At 45.0% G+C, this 20,162-nt stretch carries 22 protein-coding genes and 1 pseudogene; 13 read left to right on the forward strand and 10 right to left on the reverse strand.

Features of this window, described 5'->3' with window-relative positions:
* Positions 1-8 precede the first annotated feature (8 nt).
* Complete coding sequence (locus tag KNQ15_RS05535) at positions 9-1,220, forward strand: MFS transporter (RefSeq protein ID WP_214728210.1); 1,212 nt, start codon at positions 9-11, stop codon at positions 1,218-1,220.
* 16 nt (positions 1,221-1,236) lie between these two features.
* Here the strand turns inward: KNQ15_RS05535 and KNQ15_RS05540 are convergent, their stop codons facing one another.
* The 3 genes and pseudogenes from KNQ15_RS05540 to KNQ15_RS05550 form a co-directional block, all read right to left on the reverse strand.
* The gene (locus KNQ15_RS05540) at positions 1,237-1,794 is read right to left on the reverse strand and encodes a ribonuclease FAU-1 family protein (RefSeq protein ID WP_214728212.1); all 558 of its coding nucleotides are present in this window, start codon (positions 1,792-1,794) and stop codon (positions 1,237-1,239) included.
* A gap of 105 nt (positions 1,795-1,899) precedes the next feature.
* Positions 1,900-3,357 carry a 6-phospho-beta-glucosidase BglA gene (gene bglA, locus KNQ15_RS05545; protein ID WP_214728213.1) on the reverse strand — a complete coding sequence of 486 codons (1,458 nt, stop codon included), beginning with the start codon at positions 3,355-3,357 and terminating at the stop codon, positions 1,900-1,902.
* 24 nt (positions 3,358-3,381) lie between these two features.
* A pseudogene (locus KNQ15_RS05550) lies at positions 3,382-5,273 on the reverse strand (beta-glucoside-specific PTS transporter subunit IIABC).
* A 164-nt stretch (positions 5,274-5,437) separates the two neighbouring features.
* On the opposite strand from KNQ15_RS05550, the gene KNQ15_RS05555 reads away from it, so the two are divergent.
* Complete coding sequence (locus KNQ15_RS05555; protein ID WP_214728215.1) at positions 5,438-6,148, forward strand: GntR family transcriptional regulator; 711 nt, start codon at positions 5,438-5,440, stop codon at positions 6,146-6,148.
* A gap of 477 nt (positions 6,149-6,625) precedes the next feature.
* On the opposite strand, the gene KNQ15_RS05560 is transcribed toward KNQ15_RS05555, so the two are convergent.
* A complete protein-coding gene (locus KNQ15_RS05560) occupies positions 6,626-6,967 on the reverse strand; it encodes a hypothetical protein (protein WP_214728217.1) in 342 nt (113 codons plus the stop codon).
* Positions 6,968-7,289: 322 nt separating this feature from the next.
* Between KNQ15_RS05560 and KNQ15_RS05565 the strand changes: the two genes are divergently transcribed.
* Positions 7,290-8,675, forward strand: a complete 1,386-nt coding sequence (locus KNQ15_RS05565; RefSeq protein WP_214728219.1) for an MFS transporter — start codon at positions 7,290-7,292, stop codon at positions 8,673-8,675.
* 42 nt (positions 8,676-8,717) lie between these two features.
* Here KNQ15_RS05565 and KNQ15_RS05570 read toward each other — a convergent pair whose 3' ends face one another.
* From KNQ15_RS05570 to KNQ15_RS05580, 3 genes are read right to left on the reverse strand one after another with little or no spacing between them, the layout of a single operon-like run.
* On the reverse strand, positions 8,718-9,350 hold the full coding sequence (locus KNQ15_RS05570; RefSeq protein WP_214728221.1) for an HAD hydrolase-like protein: 633 nt from the start codon (positions 9,348-9,350) through the stop codon (positions 8,718-8,720).
* On the reverse strand, positions 9,347-9,841 hold the full coding sequence (locus KNQ15_RS05575; protein WP_214728223.1) for an AAA family ATPase: 495 nt from the start codon (positions 9,839-9,841) through the stop codon (positions 9,347-9,349). Before KNQ15_RS05575 ends, KNQ15_RS05570 begins: the two co-directional genes overlap by 4 nt.
* Positions 9,838-10,650 (reverse strand): MBL fold metallo-hydrolase, encoded by an 813-nt coding sequence (locus tag KNQ15_RS05580; protein ID WP_214728225.1) that lies wholly within the window; start codon positions 10,648-10,650, stop codon positions 9,838-9,840. Before KNQ15_RS05580 ends, KNQ15_RS05575 begins: the two co-directional genes overlap by 4 nt.
* 129 nt (positions 10,651-10,779) lie before the next feature.
* Between KNQ15_RS05580 and KNQ15_RS05585 the strand changes: the two genes are divergently transcribed.
* On the forward strand, positions 10,780-11,145 hold the full coding sequence (locus KNQ15_RS05585; protein WP_251137605.1) for a VOC family protein: 366 nt from the start codon (positions 10,780-10,782) through the stop codon (positions 11,143-11,145).
* 62 nt (positions 11,146-11,207) lie between these two features.
* Here the strand turns inward: KNQ15_RS05585 and KNQ15_RS05590 are convergent, their stop codons facing one another.
* Both KNQ15_RS05590 and KNQ15_RS05595 read right to left on the reverse strand, forming a co-directional pair.
* Complete coding sequence (locus KNQ15_RS05590; RefSeq protein ID WP_214728227.1) at positions 11,208-11,636, reverse strand: hypothetical protein; 429 nt, start codon at positions 11,634-11,636, stop codon at positions 11,208-11,210.
* A 328-nt stretch (positions 11,637-11,964) separates the two neighbouring features.
* Positions 11,965-12,366 (reverse strand): RrF2 family transcriptional regulator, encoded by a 402-nt coding sequence (locus tag KNQ15_RS05595; RefSeq protein ID WP_214728229.1) that lies wholly within the window; start codon positions 12,364-12,366, stop codon positions 11,965-11,967.
* Between the two features lie 291 nt (positions 12,367-12,657).
* Between KNQ15_RS05595 and KNQ15_RS05600 the strand changes: the two genes are divergently transcribed.
* The 9 genes from KNQ15_RS05600 to KNQ15_RS05640 all read left to right on the forward strand — a co-directional run bounded on the left by KNQ15_RS05600 (position 12,658) and on the right by KNQ15_RS05640 (position 19,624).
* Positions 12,658-14,589 (forward strand): histidine kinase dimerization/phospho-acceptor domain-containing protein, encoded by a 1,932-nt coding sequence (locus KNQ15_RS05600; protein WP_214728231.1) that lies wholly within the window; start codon positions 12,658-12,660, stop codon positions 14,587-14,589.
* A 17-nt stretch (positions 14,590-14,606) separates the two neighbouring features.
* Entirely contained in the window at positions 14,607-14,972 is a 366-nt protein-coding gene (locus KNQ15_RS17020; protein ID WP_353048890.1) for a sensor histidine kinase, read from the forward strand.
* A complete protein-coding gene (locus tag KNQ15_RS05610) occupies positions 14,962-15,267 on the forward strand; it encodes a hypothetical protein (protein WP_214728233.1) in 306 nt (101 codons plus the stop codon). The genes KNQ15_RS17020 and KNQ15_RS05610 overlap by 11 nt, the downstream gene beginning before the upstream one ends.
* A gap of 12 nt (positions 15,268-15,279) precedes the next feature.
* Positions 15,280-15,831: a cysteine hydrolase family protein gene (locus KNQ15_RS05615; protein ID WP_029341884.1), complete on the forward strand. Its 552-nt coding sequence runs from the start codon at positions 15,280-15,282 to the stop codon at positions 15,829-15,831.
* Between the two features lie 2 nt (positions 15,832-15,833).
* A complete protein-coding gene (locus KNQ15_RS05620) occupies positions 15,834-17,003 on the forward strand; it encodes a M14 family metallopeptidase (protein WP_214728235.1) in 1,170 nt (389 codons plus the stop codon).
* A 39-nt stretch (positions 17,004-17,042) separates the two neighbouring features.
* Complete coding sequence (locus KNQ15_RS05625) at positions 17,043-17,924, forward strand: manganese catalase (RefSeq protein ID WP_029341886.1); 882 nt, start codon at positions 17,043-17,045, stop codon at positions 17,922-17,924.
* Positions 17,925-17,929: 5 nt separating this feature from the next.
* Positions 17,930-18,148: a hypothetical protein gene (locus KNQ15_RS05630; protein ID WP_029341887.1), complete on the forward strand. Its 219-nt coding sequence runs from the start codon at positions 17,930-17,932 to the stop codon at positions 18,146-18,148.
* The gene (locus KNQ15_RS05635; protein WP_029341888.1) at positions 18,141-18,434 is read left to right on the forward strand and encodes a spore coat protein; all 294 of its coding nucleotides are present in this window, start codon (positions 18,141-18,143) and stop codon (positions 18,432-18,434) included. The genes KNQ15_RS05630 and KNQ15_RS05635 overlap by 8 nt, the downstream gene beginning before the upstream one ends.
* A 74-nt stretch (positions 18,435-18,508) precedes the next feature.
* On the forward strand, positions 18,509-19,624 hold the full coding sequence (locus KNQ15_RS05640) for a DUF3238 domain-containing protein (RefSeq protein ID WP_214728237.1): 1,116 nt from the start codon (positions 18,509-18,511) through the stop codon (positions 19,622-19,624).
* Positions 19,625-19,666: 42 nt separating this feature from the next.
* Here KNQ15_RS05640 and KNQ15_RS05645 read toward each other — a convergent pair whose 3' ends face one another.
* Positions 19,667-20,056: a thiol-disulfide oxidoreductase DCC family protein gene (locus KNQ15_RS05645; protein ID WP_029341890.1), complete on the reverse strand. Its 390-nt coding sequence runs from the start codon at positions 20,054-20,056 to the stop codon at positions 19,667-19,669.
* Positions 20,057-20,162 lie beyond the last annotated feature (106 nt).

The raw sequence follows: 20,162 nt of genomic DNA on the forward strand, positions 1-20,162 counted from the left end.
ATGATGTCATGTCTTCTCGTGAACGGACGCTCCTAAGCGCTCTCGGTATCTCACAGTTCGGCGACTTCATTTATCTTGTTGCGATTAACGTTTATATTTATCGCTTAACCGGCTCCGCGTCCGCTGTTGCTGCGCTTTGGATCATCAGCCCGGTCGTCTCACTCGTCATCAAGTCGTTTGCAGGTAGTTGGGTCGACCGATCCGACTTACGTCGCTTATTGATTCAGACCGATCTACTCCGTGCAATCTTGATTGGCATTTTGCCATTTCTACCACTATCCATGCTCTATATCAACTTGCTTGCCTTAGCCGTCATTAAATCTATCGTCGAACCAGCGACCTTAACCTATATCACGACGCTTGTACCGAAAGACGACCGGACATCATTTAATGCCTATCGTAGTCTGATCACGTCTGGTGCTTTTTTAATTGGTCCGACTCTCGCTGGTGGACTCTTATATGTCGCTTCTGCTGACGTTGCGATTTGGCTCAATGCCGTCTCATTCCTCGGATCAGCGGTTCTGTTGATGCGGTTGCCGCGTTTTTCCGCTTCGGTCGATCGAGGGATGCAGCTACAAGACATCCTGTCCGATTGGCGGCTTGTCTATCAGTTCAGTAAAGACGCGCATTATGTGACTGGATTGTATGTCTTCGCGATGCTGATGATGATTGCGACGCTTGCACTCGATACGCAAGAAGTCGTCTTTTTACAGCGAAGCATCGGCTTATCAGAAACCGACTACGGCTTACTCATGAGCCTAACGGGGATTGGTTCTGTTGCCGGTAGCTGGATCGTCGCTCGCTACGCTAAAACCCTTTCTGTTCGGACGATGCTGACGATTGGCTATACGTTTGTCGCTATCGGTTATATGCTGTACGCAAGTGCGAATTCGTTTTCAATCGTCTGTACTGGTTTCTTGTTGCTCGGATGTTTCCACGCATTTGCAGGAACCGGTTTTCTGACGTTCCAACAGACGAATATTCCGCTTCATTTGATGGGACGCTTTACGAGTCTTTACGGTGTCGGCGTCAGTCTGCTCCAGATTCTAGCGATCGTCAGCATTGGTCTACTCGGCGATATTTGGTCGATTCGCTTCAGTACGATCCTGTTCGCTGGTTTGCTCGTGTTGGTGACAATCTGTTTTCTTGGAATGGTTTTCCTCCCGCACAAGCAACAGTATTTTACAACGGACGAAGTGAAAGAAGAACAACATGCCTAAAAAGCAGGGAATCCCGTCAGCGCGGGGTTCCCTGCTTGAGTTGCTGCTCTAACTGCCTTTTCATCACTTCTGCATGCGCGACTAGCGGAAAAGATCCATCTTGTAGTTGTTTTTGCAGTCGCTTCGCTTCTGCCCAAGCGAGCGCATATTCCGCTTGTGAGACCTCCCCTTGATCTCGTGCTGCTTCTAGTTCGTCCGTGTCGATTAACAAAACTTGTCCCGATGGCAAGGTGATCAGATCGAGAAACAGATCCTCCCAGTAGACTCGTCCGTCCTCCACTCCGGTACGAAGACAGATATCGATATAGGTTTGTACTAACTGACCTGCGGCGTCAAACATCGAGGTCACGGCATGATGGGCATCACTTGGGAATTGTTGTACCCAGACGTAACCAGCGTCAGCGATTCGAATCGTTTCGTCACCATAACGGACATCTAACGGTGAAGTGACTTCAATCAGTTGAAGAAGTGTCACATGTCCGTTGAACACCTCGTTTTCTACCTGTTCATGAACATAGTGTCGTTGTGTGATGCGACGCCAGTCACGTCGATCGGCATAGCGTTTTTTGATCATTTACCGGTCCCCCGTTTTTTCCTAAGTGTGCCATACCCCACTTCTTTTTCGTTCTAATTCTTTAAAAAAAGGGGCAACGGATTTTTTCCGTTGCCCCTTACTTCATCATTTGGCCGTCTCTGAACCGTGTAACGCAGCACCATTCGTCTCGATGACGTGACGGTACCAATCGAACGAGTCTTTTTTCATCCGTTCCATTGATCCGTTGCCTTCGTTATCCCGATCGACGTAAATCATGCCATAGCGCTTTTTCATCTCCCCTGTCGTAAAGGAGACGATGTCGATGACACCCCACGGCGTGTAACCAATCAATTCGATGCCATCTTCGAGTACGGCGGCTTTGAATGCTTCGATATGCGCACGCAAGTAATCAATTCGCGCCGTGTCATGAATCTGACCATCCTCGATCGTATCGATTGCACCAAAGCCGTTTTCGACGATGAACAATGGAATCTGGTAACGATCGTATAGACGATTCATCGCATATCGGAGACCAACCGGATCAATCGCCCAACCCCAATCACTCGACTGGATGTATGGGTTCTCAACGCCGTTTGCGAGACCACCGTTGACGATATTTCCCGTGTTATTGACGACAGCATCATGTTTAACGGTCGTCGACATGTAGTAACTGAATCCGAGATAGTCGACTGTTCCGTTTCGCAAGATTTCTGCGTCACCGTCTAGAATCGGAATATCATACCCTTCCCGTTTGAACTCATTCAACGCGTAAGACGGGTAGTAGCCGCGGACTTGGACGTCTGGGAAGAAATAGCGCTGACGCATCGATGTCTCAGCGAGCAAAATGTCTTCCGGATGCGATGAGTAAGGATAGATCGGTACGTGTGAGACCATCGCTCCGATCTCGAAGTCCGGGTTGATCGCTTTCCCTTTCGCGACAGCTAGTGCACTCGCGAGTAACTCATGGTGTCCCGTTTGATACATGACTTCCATCGCGTTCTCATTCGGGTCGAGGAGGACACCTGAATTCGTCCAGAGGAACAGTGGATTGCTGACGTCCATCTTGTTGTTAATTTCATTGAACGTCATCCAGTACTTGACCTTGTCTTTGTAACGCGTGAAACAGACTTCCGCAAATTTTTCGAAGAACAGCGCTACTTTCCGGTTGCGGAATCCACCGTATTCACGTGCGAGGTGGAGCGGCATCTCAAAGTGCGACAGCGTGATGATCGGTTCGATGCCGTATTTCAGTAATTCGTCGAAAACGTCATCATAAAACTTCAGTCCTTCTTCGTTCGGTTCTGCCTCGTCTCCGTTCGGGAAAATCCGACTCCACCCGATTGACGTCCGGAGACATTTCAGTCCCATCTCAGCGAACAGGGCGATGTCCTCTTTATAACGGTGATAAAAATCAATCGCCTCGTGATTCGGATAGAATTCATTCTCCTCTACCTGATCCGTGATGCGCCGTGCAACACCGTGTGCTCCTGCCGTCAATACATCAACGACGCTCGGTCCTTTTCCGCCAGCATTCCAGCCGCCTTCGAATTGATGCGCTGCTAACGCACCGCCCCATAGGAAATCATTTGGTAATGTCTTCATCTTCATGTCCTCCTTCTATTTCTCTTACTTGATGATCGTCAAGATCTGTGTGTTTGCCGTCGTGACCGTCTCGTCCGTCGGTAGGATTTGTGCATAACTCTGCGTGTTCGTGATAATGATTGGCGTGATCGTCTCGAGTCCATTCGCTTCAATCGCTGTCGCATCAAACGTTACGAGGAGATCGCCTGTCGTCACGGATTCGCCTTCTTTGACGTGAAGCGTAAACGGTTTACCGTCGAGCGTCACGGTCTCAAGACCGATATGGATCAAAACTTCGACACCACTCGTCGAGCGTAATCCGATCGCGTGACCTGATGGGGCGACCATGACGACAGTACCGTCAAACGGAGCCGTGACCCGGTTGTTCGTCGGACGAATCGCTACCCCTTGTCCCATCGCACCGGAAGCAAATACAGGATCCGGTACATCTAATAAAGCAACAATCGTTCCTTCAAGTGGTGCGCGAAGCGTCTCTTCATTTGTCAGAGTTGCGCTGACTTCCTGTTTTGCAACTGGTGTCGCTGTACTTTCAGGTGCTACGACCGGAGCAGCCTGCTCCCCGAAACCGAACACTTGAATCAAAACGATCGGTAGAATCAAGGCAATCGCCGTTCCAATCAATAAGCCGATGATCGACGATGGATAGTCGGAATCGATGCCGTTGACGAGCGTCAATGGTCCCGGTAATCCGGCGTAGGCAAAGTAATACGGTTTAAAGAAACTTGCCGTGACAGCGCCGATTGCTCCCGAGATACAGCCATAGATAAACGGTTTTTTAAAACGGAGCGTCACCCCATAGATGGCTGGTTCCGTGATACCGAAGATGCCCGTCAGTCCGGCTGAGACCCCGACTTTTTTCGTTTCTTTGTTACGTGCTTTCAAGATGACCCCGATGACAGCACCGATTTGGGCGATGACGGCAATCGTTTGATAGGCTTGGAACGAGTCGCGACCATATTGCTCGAAGTTTGCGAGCACCATCGGCGTGACACCCCAGTGGACACCGAAGATAACGATGACTTGCCAGAAGCCACCGATGATGAGACCAGCTACCGCAGGAGCATTCTCCGCTAAGTAGTTATACCCGTTTGCGATCCCTTCTGCACCAAGTGTCGTGATCGGTCCGATCAAGAGAATCGTAAGCGGCACCATCAATACCATACTGAAGAATGGAACGAACAACGGACGAATGACTTCATGAATCGTCTTGTTCAGGAATCGCTCGACATAGGACAAAATCCAGACGAGGAATAATGGCGGTAAGACCGATGGCGTATACGTTGTACCGGATAAAGCGATTCCTAGGAACGTGATGGATTCACCAGCCGTGATGCGTGCTGCGATATCTGCCCATGTTGGACTGACAAGTGCCGCAATACAGGCGACCGCGATGAAGGCGTTGACCTTAAAATGATTCGCTGCCGTTATGGCAATGAAAATCGGCAAGAACGTAAATGGTGCCCATGAGATGAAGCTGAAGACTTCATAAGTACCTGTCTTCGCAAATGCTGGAAAAGCGAGCGTCGTCAAAATTAAAGTTCCCTGCAGAATCCCCGCTGCAGCTAAGATGTAGACGAACGGTGCAAAGACCGCTGACATCGTCGCAATGATTCGGTTGAGGACCGTCCCTTTCGGTGCCTCTTCCGCTTCCGATTATTCCAAATCGACGAGCTTCAAAAATTCTTGATGAACTTCTCCGACGTGTTGACCAATGACGACTTGAAACTGCCCGCCAGACTCAACGACCGTAATGACGCCAGTAATGCACTGACAGTTTCCTTAGCTGACGAATCCGATCGTTTCAATACAAGACGAAGTCGTGTGGCACATCGGACGGCGCTGATGACGTTGTCTTCTCCCCCGACGGCTTCTAAAATCGAATGCGCCAATTGTTGATAATCGCGAACCTTGCCCATATCGTGTACCTCCCCTGAATATGACGCTTGAATACCCTTTAACTTTAATTGTACACGTACAATTAATCAATACATAAATAATTAAATTTACCATGTTATTAATCAAGAAATGGCTTATGCTATACTGAAGAAAGAAAAAAGTTCGCAAGAAAAGAAGGTGTCCTATGCTGAAATACCAACAGACAGCCGATGAAATCGAACGGTACATAGAACAACATCAGTTGAAACAAGGGGACAAACTCCCGATTCTCGAAGAGTTGATCCGGCAGTTCGCTGTCAGTAAGACGACGATGACAAAATCACTTGAGTTACTTGAACGAAAAGGAATCATCTTTCAAGTCCGTGGAAGCGGGATTTTTGTCCGGAAGACGAATCGCACCGGCTACATTCGTCTGTTCTCGACCCAAGGATTCAAGCAGAATCTCGTCGGTCATACGATTGAGTCGACTGTTCTTGCACTCGAACCAATCGCTGCAACGGATAACATCGCGAAGAATCTCGGGATCGAGGCAGGTGAGACGGTTTATTACGTCAAGCGAATCCGCTACATCGACGGCAAGATCCTCTGTCTCGAAGAGTCTTACTATCGCCAATCAATCGTTCCGTACTTAAATCGTGAAATCGTCGAGCAGTCGATCTTCGAATACTTAGAGACGGCACTCCAATTGAATATTGGGTTCTCGGATATGTACATGCACGTCGGGAAGTTAAGCGCTGAGTCGGCTCGTCATCTGGATCTCACCGAGGGCGATCCTGCCATGACGATCGAGACGGTGTTTCATTTGACGAACGGTCGTCCGTTCGACTATTCCGTCATCACTTACCACTATGAACATTCACATTTCGTCGTTCAGGCAAATGGGCTATACCTTTAACAAATGAAAAAGTAAAAAAGCGAAGTCTGATGATTGTCTTCATTTTACTGAAGACGTACCATCGGATTTCGCTTTTTCTTTTAAGAAACTAATTAAAATTAATATACAAAACGGATAAATCGCTAAAACACCAATCAATAATAAGCCAAGGACTGGGCTCGGAAAATCAGTAGGATACGTGACTGGAAACCACTGACTCAGAGCATACGACATGAAGACGAAATACGGTATCCAACTGAAAGAAGTCGACCAAATAAGTCGGTTTCGAATTGTTATCCCCCGAATCAGTCGAATAGGCGTAAAGAATAAAATAGTGCACACCAATATCAACAGGCCATCGATTAGATAAAAAAATTGGTATGATGTTCCCGTTATGCGGATAATACGTTCGATGTTCAATGTCATCTCAACAGGAAGAAAGAGAATCAAGGCGAAAAACAGACTCCATCCGTTCCATTTTATAAATAATCACATCCTTTAAATACCTATCTCTTCTTTACTAGAATTTTCGATATACAGTTCCCCATCAAATGTCGTCAAGGTAATCACTTTCCCGTCTTTTTCATACCACGCCGTTGCGCCTTCACGATCGAGTTCTTTCCAATCGGCTTGGCGAATCCGAGTCCCATAGAGTAAACCCGGTCCGTCAGTTTCCGAGACTAGACGGGTTTTGATTTTCCACTCGCCTTGTTTTTCAACTGCCGTAGCAAATCGCGGCACCGGAAAACCGGATACTTTTGATTCTTGAAATCCAGCATACCAACTACCGATGACTACAATGAGCCCAAGACATACAATGGCGATCCATTTCTTCTTCATAAGTATTCTCCTTTTACTTTCCTTCTTCATTTTAAAATTACCAAAAAATAGTTTAACTTCCCTCATCCTAAAGGAGGATTACTGATTTTTTAGTTGTGAAAACATATGAAAATTGTTTCGAATTTATGAAAACGTCCAAAAAATTTTCAATTTTTTTCATAAAAAATGCACACCCCTGTTCGTCCTTAGAGTAGCAACGGTTTGACAACTCCCGGCACAGAGCCGTTTTCAGTCGTTTTCAATTGATTAAGCGCATTAGCAACTTGACTTCATTTCCTGCTATGGTACGATACGAACTTATCAAAGGGAGTGAACAGAACTTATGAAATTCAGAAAAGAAAAAGTCAATGTCGTTGACATGCAGCAAACCAAAAAGAGTGTCTACGCGACCGGAATTGGGAATGCGATGGAATGGTTCGATTTTGGTCTTTATTCCTATCTCGCAATCATCATCAGTCAAAACTTCTTTAGTGCTGTTGAAAATGATGAACTGAAGCTCGTCTTTACGTTTGCGACGTTTGCGATCGCTTTTTTAATGCGACCAATCGGCGGAATCGTCTTTGGACGCATCGGAGACCGACTTGGACGGAAGGTCGTTTTGACGACGACGATCGTCATGATGGCAGGTTCGACGCTCATCATTGGTCTATTACCGACCTACGATCAAATCGGTATTTGGGCACCGATCTTGTTATTGTTAGCCCGCATTTTACAAGGGTTCTCGACTGGCGGTGAATATGCCGGCGCCATGGTCTACATTGCTGAATCATCACCCGATAACAAACGGAGTGCTCTCGGAAGTGGGCTTGAAATCGGAACGCTTGGTGGATACATTCTCGCCTCATTACTTGCCACAACACTTTTCGTCACCTTATCGGATGATCAAATGGCATCTTGGGGATGGCGGATTCCGTTCATACTTGGAGCACCACTCGGATTATTCGGACTTTATTTACGTCGTCATTTGGATGAGTCACCAATCTTCGAAAATGAGATCAATGAAAATACAGAAGAACCTGCGACGTTCCGTGAAATCCTACGTGACCACAAACGTGATATCATCGTTTGTTTCATCGCTGTCGCCTTCTTCAACATCACGAACTATATGCTATTGTCCTACATGCCATCGTATCTTAACGAAGTCATCGGTATGTCAAGTTCGACAAGTACGATCCTTATCACCGGTGTCATGGTGATCATGATTCCGCTCGCTTACTTCTTCGGGAAGCTCAGTGATAAACGAGGAAATCGCAATATCGTCCTTTTCGCGTTAGCCGGACTATCGTTGCTTTCGATTCTGTCGTTCTTCTTGATTGGTCTTAAACCGCTCTTGTTCGTCGGAATCGGAATCTTCATCCTCGGCTTCTTCTTGGCGATCTTTGAGGGAACGATGCCAAGTCTTCTACCGAGTATCTTCTATACGGATGTCCGTTACCGGACACTATCGGTGACGTTCAACGTCTCGGTCTCAATCTTTGGTGGAACGACGCCACTCGTTTCAACGTGGCTCGTCCATACGACACAAAACCCGCTCGCTCCTGCTTTCTACCTAACAGCAGTCAGCGTCATCGGCTTCGTCACGTTCTTCTTCTTCTTTAAGAATACAGCTGGTAAGGCACTGAAAGGGTCGCATCCGACTGTATCAAGTGAAAAAGAAGTCGTGTCGATCGCAAAGAAACCAGATGATGCTCTCTGGTGGGCAGAATAATTCCTATAAGTAAGAGCCGTCTTCCGCAGAAGACGGCTCTTTTTAGTAGACAGCACTCAACTCTTTTACGACGCGGTTCGCGACTGCGAGTTCCTGCTCTTGCGCAAAATCGAACTGACAACCGATCGCAGCGAGTCCGTTCGCATGCGCCGCTTTGAAATCAGATAAGCGGTCACCGACAACATAGCCTGACAAGATGTCGTGCGTCTTACAAATCTCCCGTACGAGTGCGGATTTATCACCAGAACGGATGTCTTCGATACTATAGACATGATCAATATAGGCTTCGAGTCCATACGTCGTCACGATTGCTGACAAGTAGGACGGCCACCCATTACTAGCGATATAGACGAAGTGACCCGCTTGTTTCAAACGAGCGAGCAACTCGACCGTTCCTGGATATAAGCGCCCGTGTCCCGCCTTGACTGCCTGCTCTATGCTACGTCGAAACTTTTGATCTGCAGCCTGTTGGTCCGCGGCTGAAAAGTCCGGTAGTAACGTCTGCCAGACTTCCGGTAACGAGACGCCCATGATTTGCTGATAGAGAGCGACTGGTGTCTCTCCTTCCCAGTGCCCCGTCTGACGCAACTCATGAAAGACATCTTCTAGCGCATGCGCAAGCACAGCATTCGTTTGAAACAACGTTCCATCCATGTCAAAAATGTAATGTGTCATTCGATTTTCCCCCTTTGCTCTTGTTTTATCGTTTGAATCACGGATTCTATCGATCTATCCTCAGCAATCAGACGATCCGTCGAGCGGTAATCTCGTTCAATCCACCAGCGCTTCATATCCGTCTCAGAAAACTCCGTCGGCTGCCGCATCGCATGGCGACGGACGGTTTCTTCGAATGAGACGTCAAAATAATACGCCGCGTACCGTGAAGTAAAGCGGCGTTCCAATCGGTCAATCATCTCACCGTACCAGTCCTGTGCAAGAATTCCTTCCAGCAGAATCGTCGCGTGACGTCCGTCAGCAAGTCCGATCAACTCTTCGATCCAGCGAATCGCCGGATTTCCTGGTCCATCTTTTACGTTCAACATCTCCCTGCGGATGACATCTTGCGAGAATAAGATGCTATCCGGTAAGACCGATCGTAACGCTTTTGCAAGCGTCGTTTTTCCACTACCAGAATTCCCACGGATGACGATCAAGCGCGACTTCATGTCGTGAACCAGTCCCCGTTTAAGGCAGCAATGTACCGCTCTGCAGAGCGCGCTACTGCTTCAGACGCACCGGTTTCGATTTTCCGATGAAAGGCGTCATATAATTTTTCAAAGTGAAGCGGACGTAACGTTTCTGCCATTCGCGCGACCGTCTTTGCCGGAAGCGGAATCACATTCGGATAGCTGTACATGAAACTGACCCATGCCCGATCGGCAACGATCCGAATGATGTCTCCTGTCAACAATAGCCCCGCTGACGCGTCTTTTCGTTCACAAATGACTGCTCCTTTGAAGTGACCACCGACGCGATGTAACATCACATCTTCTGCTAACTTCAATCGTTCACCACTCCAGAAGACGATACGCTCGCTTGGTCGTGTCACGAACGACGCATCATCTTCATGTATATAGATTGGTACGTCAAAAGTCTCCGCCCATTCGACTTGTGTCGCGTAATAATGCGGATGTGATAAAGCAATCGCCTGAATCCCGCCTAATTTTTCAAGTTGCTCTTTCGTTGCGGAATCAAGATATGTAATGCAGTCCCATAACAGGTTGAACGATTTTCCTTGGACAAGATATGCCGTCTGACCGATACCGAACGACGGTGTCGTCTGAATCGCATAGACGCTTGCTCCGTCGTCACTAATGACATTTTGATACGTTCCTGATTGTTGCATCGCATCGAGCGTCGTCCACGTTTGACCGGTTGGATTGACATACTGTCGTTCCTCTAAGCAAATCGGGCATGTTTCGCGCTCTGGATTAATTTGTTCAACACCACACGTCGTACAGATGATGGTTTCCATCTCATCATTCCTTTCCAATTCGTAAATGATTTTCCTGATATATCATACCATATTCCATTTATAGGGATTGGAGGGGTTAAGAGGCGGTTATCGAAAGGAACATGTATGAAAACAAAGGAGGAGATTCTGATGTCAATTTCGACCCACCTCATTACGCCCCGCTTGAACGCTGTTTTTTTGCATGTTCAGGATGTGAAACGTGCCGCCGCTTGGTATCACCAGTTACTGCAGCTGCCGTTTGATGCGTCGCGCGTCTCGTCACCTGTCTACAATCTTCCACTTGAGGGTCCAACGAGTTTGACGCTCGATGATCATACGAATGACGCAACGTACCGACATCACCCTTCTCCCCATGCCTTGTTTAATTTTTATACGACGGACATCGATGCATCCTATCAGTTTGTGCGGTCACTACACGCACCCATCATTCGAGACATCGAACGTTTCGATGACTTTGCTTACTTTACGTTTGCGGTCCTGACGGTAACGTCTTGATGCTCTGTACAGGGTAAGACAAAAGCAGGTCGAACCACTAATATGGGCTCGACCTGCTTTGTTTAATAAGACGTTCGATCGTCATTTATGACGCTTTGAAAACGTTCTGTGAATCGATTGATTGCCTCTTCCGTGTCTAAAATACCTGAAAACCAGATCTTCTTGTTCTGTGAAAATGTAAGATGCAGTGAGTCATGTATCGTGGATTGCACTTCAAGCATCGCAATCGTATCTGACTTCATTAACGTCTTTTGTGATAGAGTGACCAGTTCGTTCGTCAACGTTTCGCGTGTATCTTCTGACGTCTTTTCATGAAGAAGATCAACTGTCTTATGAAGCAATACGGCTTTTGAGACACGTGATAGATTCATCTCACGAATTTCGAACGTGTAGGCGTCCTCATGTTCATGCTGACGCTGGACGACGAATCGTGGAGAATGCACTAGGTGTTGAATGAAGTGAACGAACATTTCGATGGTCATTTCGGACATACCGAAACCCTCCCTTTTACGTGGATCAATGAACGAATGCCTTTAATCCTTTATCTGAATGGACAGTAAGAGTCCTGTATAAAAATCAATCAGGTGAATTGGAAATATCCCCTCCTCCCTGTAAAGTTATACCACAAAAACAAGTACAAAGTGTACATGTTTTTGTTTCAAAATTAAGATTCGAATAGCGTCCGAATCTTGTTTATAGTAACATAAAAGATACTAGTTTTAATCATAATTACCATCATCATGTGATAAAAATCTGAATGACTACATTATGTACACGGATAAAGAGTCAGAGCTCGTTGATCCCACTCTGACTCTTCCTTCAATCGATCATCGTTGGCGCGATTAAATCTTGTAACGTGTATGCCTGCAACGCATCCGTAAAGGACATGAATGCTTGATCGAACGCTTGTCGTGTGTTTTGCAAACTATCATTTTTATTTGGAACTGTCACATTTTCAAGATAGGAGACTTCTTCAAATAAATGAACAATTTCTCCTAACGTAATCGTCTCTGGGGATTTTGCTAATTTGAATCCACCATTACGACCTTGTACGGAAATGATGAGACCAAACTTGCTCAATGAATGGACAATCTTCATCAAATGATTTTTAGAAATATCATAATGGGTTGCCACTTCCTGAATTTGTACGAGCCGAATCGGATGCGACGCTGCGAAAATAAGCACACGAATGGCATAGTCCGTAGAGCGAGTCATCTTCATCCATTTCACCTTCTTTTTCTTTCCTTTATATAAACATAGTACAGAAGCTCACTCATTTTCACAATCAATAGTATGGTTTAAAGTGTCACTTCGAGTGATTTTGCACATATGTATATCGTTTATCTTAAAGGATATGAAGTGTCAAAATCTAGGGATTTTTTCGGAAAGAGGCAAAATGATATTTGGATCGATGAATCAAATCATGCAGATTATTGAATGTCTATGATAAGATTTCTTTAAACATGTATTTTTAGAGTTTGTTTCTATATCTTTTTAGAAAGAGGTCTAGTCATGAAGTGGCTCTCATCAAGTATGTTTCATCGATTTTATATCTTGTTACTCTCAAATTTCTTGATTTTTGCAAGCATTGGCGCCCTAACCTTTTACTTTTCTCAAAAAGAACTCGAGCAACACCGTGCTTCATCTCAAGAAATAACACTACAAAAAACGAAAGCTCGTACGCTTTGGAATGAAGCACAGCAAGTAAATCTTCAAATTCAACAAGTTGACTTTAATGATCAATCTGATCACAAGCAGGTCAAGCAGCGGTTGGAACGTTTTCAACGACAGGTTCAATCATTTAGTCAACGCTACTCAAATCCAGCGGACGAACGCTTTATACATCAACTCGTTCAATTTGCGAGATTTTTGGAACTGGAACTCACGTTGCAAGTACTCACGGATAATCAAAAGCTGGTTCAACAATCTGACTCCTCTATCAATGACTATTTTCGATTGATTCATGATGAAGAGCGAAAAGCGCAACAGTCACTACAACAAAGAACCGTTGAAGTTTTACGTTATGCTTTTGGTGTGATGATCATCGCTTTTTGCCTTCTCAGTTACTTGATTTTACGACTTGTGCGGTCTTTTCGAACGGACTTACTCGATCTCGTCGATCAAACGAAACAACCTGATCGATTGGAACATCATGATTTCCAGAACCGCCACGATGAGATTGGTTCACTTGGGCGATCGATGCAACAAATGACGACATTGCTCGCATTTGAACATCAGCAAACGCAAGCTGTTAATTCACAACTTCAAGAGTCTTTCTATCAACAAAAAATAATTGAGCGACAACTTCAATTTCAAAACCAGTTAGCTACTCAAATTTTACGCCATCAATCAATGTCAGGTCTTCACACTTGGCTACAAGCAATCGGTAGTCATTTTCGGGCGACGCATATCCATTTTTCACCACAGTCGGAAAGTTTTGAACCTGTACATATCGCCTTATCAGACGAACCGACATTTGACCAAGAGCGGCTAGAGTTAGAAGCGAAGACTGAGTTAGATACATCGCTCCATCTAATCGAGAAGGAACAATCGACGTTGTGTGCTCTCCCTTTACACAGTCCGTCAAAATTCATTGGTACATTGACGTTACAATTTCATCATCGTTTCACCGAGACAATCGCACTTCAGAAAACGACACATTTATTAAATATCGGATTGATGCGGTTGCTTGATGATATCCGTATAAAAGATCATCATCAATTAATTCAACGTATCTTAAATGGTCTTCGAGAAGCTATATTGTTCGTCGATGTGACGAACACAAATATCTTTACGAATCACATGTTCCATCAATTGTTCCCGAACTGGTCACCTTCTGAAAAACAATCCGAAAACTTAGCATTCGTCATCGAAACTTTCGAACCGTTGATTCTCGAAACAGATGCGTTATATGCCTATGTCGAACAAATCAAAGCAGGCTTTGAGTACGCAACAGTCGTTCCTGCTCAGGATTTTTCAATGTCAGACGATCGTCATGTAAGACTTTATACAGAATTTTTGTCCGATCGACAAGGGATTTTATTTGTTTTTCGTGAACGTACGGTTGAAGTCAATTATGCCAAAAGGGAGCAAAATTTCATTTCGGTTTTATCTCATGAGCTACGAACGCCGCTTGCGTCCATTGAAGGGTTTAGCGAACTGATGTTACATCGTACGTTGTCTCCTTCAAAACAGCGCAAATATCTAGAGACGATGCGGAGTGAGACACAGCGACTTAGTCAACTGTTAACCGAATTCCTTGATTATCAGCGACTCAGTCATCAAAAAGAATTATATCAGTTAGAATCATTTTGCATCGAACATATGCTCATTGAGTTAACGGAATGGTTGAACGTCACGACATCGACGCATCATATACAAATCGAAAGCGATGGTCCTTGCCTGATCACGGCTGATCCAGAAAAATCCGGAGAGTCTTATTAAACCTCCTGAATAATGCAATAAAGTACTCTTCAGCCGGTTCGAACATTCAGGTCTCGTTAGCGTGCTGTGAAGCTGAAATCGTCATCACCATTAGCGATGACGGGTATGGTATTCCCAAAAAAGATCTTCCCCATCTGTTTGATCCATATTACCGCGTCGAACATGAAGATCATCTCCAAGTTCAAGGAACAGGTCTCGGTTTACCGATTTGTAAGGAAATCATTGAAGCGCACGGCGGACGGATCACCGTTCATTCAGAAATCGAAAAAGGATCCGACTTTTTTATCCGTTTACCTCGTGATGAAGAGTGGAACACAACCAATAACATGTATAAGAACAGTATGAATAATCTACAACTAGGAAGTGAAGAAAGTGGAAGCTGATTTAAATCAAATCGTTCGCTGTTTAAATCAAGATTTTAAACAGCAAAAAACTGTCTTCAGTGCAATACCCTTAAAAGAGACCAATCCCTGCATCGTCTTGATGGAAGATCACCGTAAAAGACGGATGGAGGATGCCTTGTATCAATATCCTGCTTTCATCGCAGAGTTGGAATCACTCATTTATCGTTGTTTAATTGATGTCCGGGGAGCCCGTGAATCAGCCTCCCCTTCGGAGATTTTTATCTCTAAAGCCCAGCTTTATTCGCCGTATCATTATTTAGTCACCTTTTTATGAGAGGAGTCCGCCATGACTGTTCAAGAAAATACAGCATTGTTGATCATCGATGTCATCAATAAGATGGATTTCGAAGGAGCTGAGCAGTTATTGCAACAGACGCTCCCTGTCCTCGAACCACTCTCAAAATTAAAACAACATTGTAAACGTCAAAACATCCCAGTGATTTATGTCAATGATAATTTTGGTCTGTGGCAAGAGAATGTTAACCAAATCATTGATGAGTGCCGCGGTGGTCTTGGCGATGTACTCATCGAAACAATGCACCCAGAAGAGAACGATTACTTCATCATCAAGCCAAAACATTCAGGCTTTTTCGGGACCCAACTTGATATTTTATTGAAGCATTTGGAAGTCTCACGTCTTATCATCACCGGTCTAACGACAGATATGTGTATCTTATTTACTGCAAACGACGCTTACATGCGTGAATATGCTATTCATGTTCCTGAAGACTGTACGGCAGCAGAAACCGCCGTTGCAAAAGATCATGCTTTAGAAATTCTCAGTTCGACATTATCTCTTGATTGCTCTTCAAGTTTAAGTTTGATGAAGGGGGAATAACGATGTTGCATTATTTTTCTGGTACGTATGAAACAGCACGCCAACGTTTCAATGAGACTTCGAAGGAAATGCTCTCTCGGTATTATCCGAAACTTATTCATGAATCACTCAAACAACAAGGATCGCTTTGTTCCGATTGGTGGCATGGGCAATCCGGTAACAATTCAACATTATTGATCCTAACGAGTGGGCTACACGGAATTGAAGGATACGCTGGGAGTGCCATGCAACTTCAATTTTTATCAGACCATATGAAACAGCTAAATACGGGAGAAGTCGATGTTTTGCTGATCCATGGTATTAATGCGTACGGGATGAAACATCATCGTAAAGAAACACATCATAACCTCAATTTAAATCGAAATGCGATTCACGATTTTTCAAAGGCAGATTTACGTAATCCAGGTTTTGATGACTTACAGTCTTTGTTCATAAAACGGTCAGGATCAGGGCGTCGTCTAGATTATGTGCCGTTTACGTTACATGTCTTATACGACTTGATTCGTCTAGGTCCACATGCGTTTTTAAAGGCTGCGACACTAGGACAATTCAAACATCCGACCGGATTCTATTATGGCGGACGTACGCAAGATGCTTACTTCTCTGACGTATTAAGCCGTCTCGTCGATACCCTATCTACTTACCGACACGTCGTAATGCTCGACTGTCATACTGGTTATGGACCAGCGGGGCAAGTCCAACTCGTCATGTCATCGGATGATCCAAGACACGCAAAGGAAGTAGAAGCATACACACATTACCCGATTGTCAATCAACCACGAGATCAACAGTTTTATGCGATTGAAGGGGAATGGTTAAACTATCTGTATCAAGAAACAAAAAAGCGCGATATCGGTTTTTTAGGTTTAACCATAGAGTGTGGGACGCTTGGAAAACATCCTTTCGCCCTACTCCGAACATTGAAAGCAACGATTGATGAAAATCGTCTCTTCTTCGATCAAGCGGTCGCTCCTCGACGAATCATGGAGCGGTTCGATGCACTTTACATTCCTAAAAATAAACAGTGGCGACAGTCCATCTTGAATGAGACATCCTTCATTTTCAATAACATCACCGAGTGGGTCAATGAACCTAAAAACAACACTTTAATTAACCGATCACTTCAGCATAACGAAAATAAGGTGAAAACAGGTTTGAAAGAAACTGATTAAGGTATATAACATGTGTAACTTTTAAAAGGGGGTCTTTTCATGTTTCGTCATCAAAAGGAATTACAATTCGAAGTCAAGGTAGATCGACCCGATCCAAAACTTGCTCGGGCCGTGCAAGAGGTACTCGGTGGACAATTCGGTGAAATGACGGTCATGATGCAATATCTCTTCCAAGGCTTCAATTGCCGAGGCGAAGAAAAGTATAAGGATATGCTGATGGATATCGGGACGGAAGAAATCGGACACGTTGAGATGCTGTGTTCCCTTATTTCTCAATTGCTCGACGGGGCGTCACCGGATGATCAGGCAGAAGCTGCCAAAGATCCGGCGACAGCAGCAATTCTCGGGGGAATGAATCCTCAGCACCTACTTGTCAGCGGTCTCGGTGGATTGCCATCGAACGCAAACGGCATTCCATGGAACGGATCCTATATCGTCGCCAGTGGTAACTTATTGGCAGACATGCGCTCGAACTTACATGCTGAATCACAAGGTCGCCTTCAGGTCGCCCGCCTCTATCATATGACGACAGATGAAGGCGTTCGTGCTACCTTCCGTAAAATGCTCGCTCGCGACCGATATCACCAGTATCAATGGATGGCTGCGATCGAAGAACTTGAGACGAAAAACGGAATCGTCGTGCCGGCTACTTTTGCACCAGAAGACGAAATGGAAGCGCAACCGCATGCTTATGAGTTCTGGGACCTATCGGAAGGAACAGCTTCAAAAGAAGGTCGCTGGGCTCAAGGGGAAGCACAAGATGGAACTGGTGAATTCGTTCATCTAGAAAATCCTGCACCGCAAGGAAACATTCCGAACATGAAGGTACCAGCACACAAACTGCATCACGACCTAGCAGAAAAAACAGGAATGCAAAACGTTAAAGATACTGTCAAACGGATGTTACATGATAAGGAGTGAGACCGATGGCTAAATCACCACTTGCAATCCATGAAACACTCGAAATCCATGAAATCATGACAATGAAACAAGCTTGTCTCGTTAAAGCTGTTGCTGTTCGTTCTTTTGTTAAAGATGAGACGCTTGAAAAATTGATTGCTCAAGACATCAAAGATAGCGAACAAGCATTAAACGATTTACAAAGGCTATTGGCAGATCATGAAGGAGGCGGTTCTCATGAATGAAGCTCTTCAATCCATTAATCGTCCCAGTAAAAAACGAGACGAGTTGATTGCGACAGACTTCTTGATCAGCAGTAAATCACTTGTCCGTGCTTATGCTGTCGCGATTACGGAAACGGCTTCTCCTGATGTGCGGAAAGTCTTGACCGAACAACTGAACAAAGCCATTCAGACTCACGCTGCGATCGCCGGATACATGATCGATCACGATATGTATCACGCGCATGACTTGAAAAAACAATTAAAACACGATCAAGAAAAACTAGAAGTCGCTAAAGGATTATTATGACGTCCCCCCTTCCCTTCTGATCCTGAAGTGGAAGGGGTTTTCTTTCAGAATTCGTGTAAGGAGCGATCAGTCTCATGATTGACATCAATCACATTCAAATCAAACAAAGTGGAGAAACCGTTTGTCTCACCTGGGAAGGGACAAGTAACGTCCGTCTCTTATTAAATGGTAGACCCTGTTTCATTCAAAACTCGAATAGCTATCAAACGGAGACACTTCCTTTATTTGAGCCTTTGTCATTCGAACTGATCGATTCAGATTCGAAGACACGCATCGTCACCGCGCTTGTTTCAAGTACGGATGATTTGTTCTGGAACCGAAAAATGACTGTCCTGATCCAACAAGATCATGCTGTACGACTGTTATGGGGTGAAATTCCAGAAGTATCGCATTATACGGTATTTCAAGATGGACATCGGTTAGGTCAAACTATGATACCCGAGTGGCAAGGAACGATTGACCCTGAACGGTTTACACGTTTCGAAATCCGGGTGTTACGTCCCATTTCTAGAAAATCGATGCCGTTCGCACGGACAATCGAGAAGTTCGCCCGCGTTACGAATCAGATAAAACAAGAACAAGACCGGGAACGAGAATTTGAACAGTTCGTGCTCTATTTTTCTTTGTACCCACTATCCGCTTCACATATGAAGGTTTCTTCATACCGATTACGTGTACTGACGTTCATTGCTCCTCCGATTCTCGTGAATCCGAATCCGTTTTCTCCGCATCGATATTTTGAAGGCGATGCGCGACAATATTCGCCTTTTTCTAAAGAGTATCGCACCTTTACAGAAGTCCTGACATGTAGTGGTGAAACTACTCATCAACTATCAAAACAAGCAAATCCTACCCGCTCTTTTGATGCTCGCCATCAGTTATATCGAGAAGATGTTGCCTCGACACAGCGGGTCTATTTATCAAATCAATCACCAACTCGGTATACACTCCACCATTCTGTCGGTAATCCGCTCGTCGTCTCACCTAACATCGACTACGAGATCAAGGTGACACATCGTTCAAATCTTTGGCGTATCGCAGGAACACATCTCCAATCACCGCATCATGAAGTGTACTTAGATGAAGGGGACGATTGTTTCGAGACGATTCACCAAGCCCATGATTTAGGTTTAAGTTTTCTCGGCGATCCGCTGCCGAGTTGTCACTGGTTACATGTGATGAATCAATGAACAGAGAGAAAGCCGCGACCGATTCGTCGCGGCTTTTCATATTTAGTCGTGAAATCGAGCACGTGTCTCCGGAGACGGCAGTGCACACTGCTGTTTTTGCCCGAACCAACGATGGCGATTATTTGCAACGAAGTCATAGACACGATCCCGAAGTCGACGTGGAACAATCCGAAGTATACTTAACAGATGCCACCCACCTCTTAAATGACCGGCAATCCGTAACGCAGCATCGGATTTAATATACGGTACACCTCGGTCAATCACAACGACACTGTCGATCGTTTCCGGGAGATGATGGCGCCTTACGAGTTCTTGCCCCGTCTCCCCTTGCAATGAAGCAAAGTCATGGTACCCTTGATCTCGCTTTAAGATGAACTGGACACTCGCGTCACAGAGATTACATTCCCCGTCAAATAAGACGATTGCTTTCATGATTGATTCATCCTTCCCTATCTGTTTAACGAATAATTTCGTACACTTTTTCTTTACCACACTTTAGGTCAAAACATGCATTTAATCAGTATGTTAAATCATGATA

It is taken from the genome of Exiguobacterium sp. s168, from assembly GCF_018619035.1.
Taxonomy (GTDB): Bacteria; Bacillota; Bacilli; order Exiguobacteriales; family Exiguobacteriaceae; genus Exiguobacterium_A; species Exiguobacterium_A acetylicum.

What these genes read in the sequence shown, in the direction of transcription:
- KNQ15_RS05535 (WP_214728210.1), top strand. Translation starts at nt 9, where the DNA reads ATGTCTTCTCGTGAACGGACGCTCCTAAGCGCTCTCGGTATCTCACAG.
- KNQ15_RS05540 (WP_214728212.1), bottom strand. Translation starts at nt 1,794, where the DNA reads ATGATCAAAAAACGCTATGCCGATCGACGTGACTGGCGTCGCATCACA.
- bglA (WP_214728213.1), bottom strand. Translation starts at nt 3,357, where the DNA reads ATGAAGACATTACCAAATGATTTCCTATGGGGCGGTGCGTTAGCAGCG.
- KNQ15_RS05555 (WP_214728215.1), top strand. Translation starts at nt 5,438, where the DNA reads ATGCTGAAATACCAACAGACAGCCGATGAAATCGAACGGTACATAGAA.
- KNQ15_RS05560 (WP_214728217.1), bottom strand. Translation starts at nt 6,967, where the DNA reads ATGAAGAAGAAATGGATCGCCATTGTATGTCTTGGGCTCATTGTAGTC.
- KNQ15_RS05565 (WP_214728219.1), top strand. Translation starts at nt 7,290, where the DNA reads ATGAAATTCAGAAAAGAAAAAGTCAATGTCGTTGACATGCAGCAAACC.
- KNQ15_RS05570 (WP_214728221.1), bottom strand. Translation starts at nt 9,350, where the DNA reads ATGACACATTACATTTTTGACATGGATGGAACGTTGTTTCAAACGAAT.
- KNQ15_RS05575 (WP_214728223.1), bottom strand. Translation starts at nt 9,841, where the DNA reads ATGAAGTCGCGCTTGATCGTCATCCGTGGGAATTCTGGTAGTGGAAAA.
- KNQ15_RS05580 (WP_214728225.1), bottom strand. Translation starts at nt 10,650, where the DNA reads ATGGAAACCATCATCTGTACGACGTGTGGTGTTGAACAAATTAATCCA.
- KNQ15_RS05585 (WP_251137605.1), top strand. Translation starts at nt 10,780, where the DNA reads ATGTCAATTTCGACCCACCTCATTACGCCCCGCTTGAACGCTGTTTTT.
- KNQ15_RS05590 (WP_214728227.1), bottom strand. Translation starts at nt 11,636, where the DNA reads ATGTCCGAAATGACCATCGAAATGTTCGTTCACTTCATTCAACACCTA.
- KNQ15_RS05595 (WP_214728229.1), bottom strand. Translation starts at nt 12,366, where the DNA reads ATGAAGATGACTCGCTCTACGGACTATGCCATTCGTGTGCTTATTTTC.
- KNQ15_RS05600 (WP_214728231.1), top strand. Translation starts at nt 12,658, where the DNA reads ATGAAGTGGCTCTCATCAAGTATGTTTCATCGATTTTATATCTTGTTA.
- KNQ15_RS05615 (WP_029341884.1), top strand. Translation starts at nt 15,280, where the DNA reads ATGACTGTTCAAGAAAATACAGCATTGTTGATCATCGATGTCATCAAT.
- KNQ15_RS05620 (WP_214728235.1), top strand. Translation starts at nt 15,834, where the DNA reads ATGTTGCATTATTTTTCTGGTACGTATGAAACAGCACGCCAACGTTTC.
- KNQ15_RS05625 (WP_029341886.1), top strand. Translation starts at nt 17,043, where the DNA reads ATGTTTCGTCATCAAAAGGAATTACAATTCGAAGTCAAGGTAGATCGA.
- KNQ15_RS05630 (WP_029341887.1), top strand. Translation starts at nt 17,930, where the DNA reads ATGGCTAAATCACCACTTGCAATCCATGAAACACTCGAAATCCATGAA.
- KNQ15_RS05635 (WP_029341888.1), top strand. Translation starts at nt 18,141, where the DNA reads ATGAATGAAGCTCTTCAATCCATTAATCGTCCCAGTAAAAAACGAGAC.
- KNQ15_RS05640 (WP_214728237.1), top strand. Translation starts at nt 18,509, where the DNA reads ATGATTGACATCAATCACATTCAAATCAAACAAAGTGGAGAAACCGTT.
- KNQ15_RS05645 (WP_029341890.1), bottom strand. Translation starts at nt 20,056, where the DNA reads ATGAAAGCAATCGTCTTATTTGACGGGGAATGTAATCTCTGTGACGCG.